Annotated in this window: 3 protein-coding genes; 1 reads left to right on the top strand and 2 read right to left on the bottom strand. The window is 42.9% G+C overall.

All coding sequences use genetic code 11. The features are described from left to right. The first annotated feature begins 67 nt into the window (after positions 1 to 67). A complete protein-coding gene (locus AACQ17_RS08405) occupies positions 68 to 511 on the top strand; it encodes a tellurite resistance TerB family protein (protein ID WP_170935169.1) in 444 nt (147 codons plus the stop codon). Positions 512 to 517: 6 nt separating this feature from the next. Here AACQ17_RS08405 and AACQ17_RS08400 read toward each other — a convergent pair whose 3' ends face one another. Next, positions 518 to 1,048, bottom strand: coding sequence for a 3'-5' exonuclease (locus tag AACQ17_RS08400; protein WP_094148090.1), 531 nt, complete (start codon positions 1,046 to 1,048; stop codon positions 518 to 520). Positions 1,049 to 1,142: 94 nt separating this feature from the next. Beyond that, entirely contained in the window at positions 1,143 to 2,666 is a 1,524-nt protein-coding gene (locus tag AACQ17_RS08395) for a sensor domain-containing diguanylate cyclase (RefSeq protein ID WP_094148088.1), read from the bottom strand. Between the last annotated feature and the right edge of the window lie 115 nt (positions 2,667 to 2,781).

Here is a 2,781-nt window from a genome sequence, read left to right as displayed (position 1 = left end):
ACTTGTGTTTTGCTCAATACGCCACTATTTAAACAATAATGACTCGAAATTTTCAGTAGGTTTTTTTATGTTTAATGCCATTACATCGCTATTCAAGCAACTCTTGGACGGAGAAGATTTAGGCCAGCGTTCCAACACTTACCCCAACCTAGCGATTGCTTGTTTGCTCAGAGAAGTGGCAGGAGCCGATCATCAAATTGACACACGAGAAAATGACGCTAAGTTTCAATTAGTTAAACGACTATTAGCGTTAGATGATACAGAAACCACGGAACTGCTCATTCGGGCAGAACAAAGCGTCAAACAGTCAGCTTCATTGTATGATTTCACTTCACAATTACGCGAGCTCTCGCAAGATACGCGATATGAACTTATCAAGGCGATGTGGCAAGTGGCGCACGCGGACGGTGAGATAGACCCACTCGAAGAGGCGGTGATCCGCAAAGCGGCAGAATTATTGTATGTCGACCACAGTGAATTTATCCGCGCTAAACTTTCCGCTCAAAAATAGAGCGGATTACAACATCGTTAACGCCAATTTCGCAAGGTTGTAGGCATCAACATAAGCGGAGTGCTGTCGCCCTTCCCACTCAATACCTTGCGCTTCTTGTGCGGCGCGGTGACCAATACGTTTTTCTTTCATTCTCTGCTGAATACGGTAGAGCGTTGCTAGGTTGATGAACTCGCTAAAAGGCATAACGATCCCCTTCTGCTCACACTCTTTAGCTAAAATTTGGTCATCACGCCCCCACGAAACATAAATCTTATTTGGGCCGCCAAAGTTCTTAACCATTGATTGAATGACACCTGCGAGTGGTCGCCCCTGTTTTTCAATCTTACGCGGAGTTATCCCGGTTAACTCACTACAAAACAGCGAAATGTCGTCTTGCTCTGGCCTGACATAATATTGAGCACGCTTCACAATCGTGCCCAACTGCACATCAATTTCAGCTAAACCCACTTCAATGATTTCACCCGTTGTCCCAACCCCATTTTCATTCCAGCAGCACATTTCTAAATCGAAGCAGACAACTCGGTTATAGTTCATTGTTCAGGCGTATCCTTTAAATATAAGTAGTCAAAGAACGTTATCTTACTCGACTCCTCTCAAAAACTCGACTCTCGCCCTTTCGTTCGGACAGTTATTGGGCGATTGAAACTCGGTTGCGACCATTTTCTTTACTTTCGTATAACTTACTGTCTGCCAAATGTAATAAAGACTCTTGATCATAAGTATGATTGATCGCCGCCCCAATACTGAGCGTGCAATACAGCACCTCATCCATGAACTCATATCCGGTTGATTCAACAGCCGCTCGTAACGTTTCTAGATAACACTGCAAAGGTTGAAGTTCTGACAATTCACAAATAATGCAAAATTCGTCCCCACCTAACCGAGCTAAAACATCATTATTTCCCATATGACGTGAAATAACCGTTGCGATATGTATTAGCATCTCATCGCCTGCAATGTGGCTATGGTTGTCATTAATCAGTTTAAAATCATCGACATCAAACATTACCAACGAAAAAGCTTTTTTCTGTAAGACGTTCTCTTGCAGTAAACGTCCGAATGCACGTCGGTTATACAACCCAGTCAAACTATCGTGGTCCGCTAAAAAGCGCAGTTCTTCAGTACGTTCTTCTAGCATCTCGCTAAGATGAAGTTTTTCTCTCATCAACAAATAGACAACATAACCTAACAAGATCGAAATAATTAAACCACCGACGCTGAGCGCCACTAAAATCCACTGTATGTTGCTCGCTATTGGTTCTGAGAACTTAAAATCAATTTTCCAATCACGGTTAGGCAGAGATAAGCGTTTCTCTATTTCTATGCCTTTGATTGAATCCCAATCTGGGCTTTGGAATAGAATCGGATCATCTTCGGCATCAAATCCGAGATCGGTTACTTTCATATACAATCGATGATCGGATGCCGTGCGGCTCACCAATCCATCAAAATAAGTAGAGAGTCGAATAACACCCACTACCACACCAATCATTTCCTGTTTGTTGTAGCTAAAAACGGGATGATATACCAATAATCCATCCTTTTTGTGGTGTGCTTCTATGCCATCTTGCAATAGGCGGACCTTATCGGATATAGCAGGTAGCCCCGTACTCTCAATATGTGCAGCAATTCTTTGGAAGCGAGGGCGTAGCGAATAGAAGCCGAGCAATTCAAGGTTACTTTTGGTTTGAGGATAAATATCACTCAGAACATAAACGGGTTGTTCATTCTCTTCAGAAAATCCAATCACCTTTTGAGCCGCTTTAGGCACTGTAAATAACTCAAATTGAGGCAAACGATCCCTCATTAATGTTACAAATTCGTCAGCATCATCTTTTGTTACTTTCGCTAACCATTGCAAACCGATAAGGCTGTAGGATGTTGACATAACACCATGAGCAAAAACGTCAAATCCTTGCACATTATCCCCCTCGGTAGCATGCAAAAAATTGGCAGCCGAACCAATAAAACTGACATCATTTGCAACCAACGTGTCTAATATGCTTGCTTGATGCTCGGCGTGGCTATCAAACAACATGACAATATGATTCTTTTGATTAATGTAGAGTAATGAGATGACTGACGCTGTCATCATTAAGGTAATAATTGAAATACATAAAGGGTAGATCACCTTTTTGTCGCTCTCTAACATAACAGCCTCTCCGTGGCTCAGGACTCAGGACTCAGGACTCAGGACTCAGGACTCAGGACTCAGGACTCAGGACTCAGGACTCAGGACTCAGGACTCAGGACTCAGGACTCAGGAC

Origin of the sequence: Vibrio sp. V10_P2A27P122 (assembly GCF_963874335.1) — a bacterium.
Lineage (GTDB): Bacteria > Pseudomonadota > Gammaproteobacteria > Enterobacterales > Vibrionaceae > Vibrio > Vibrio anguillarum.
The sequence above is the reverse complement of the archived record's forward strand: the minus strand, read 5'-3'. Positions and strand labels throughout refer to the sequence as shown.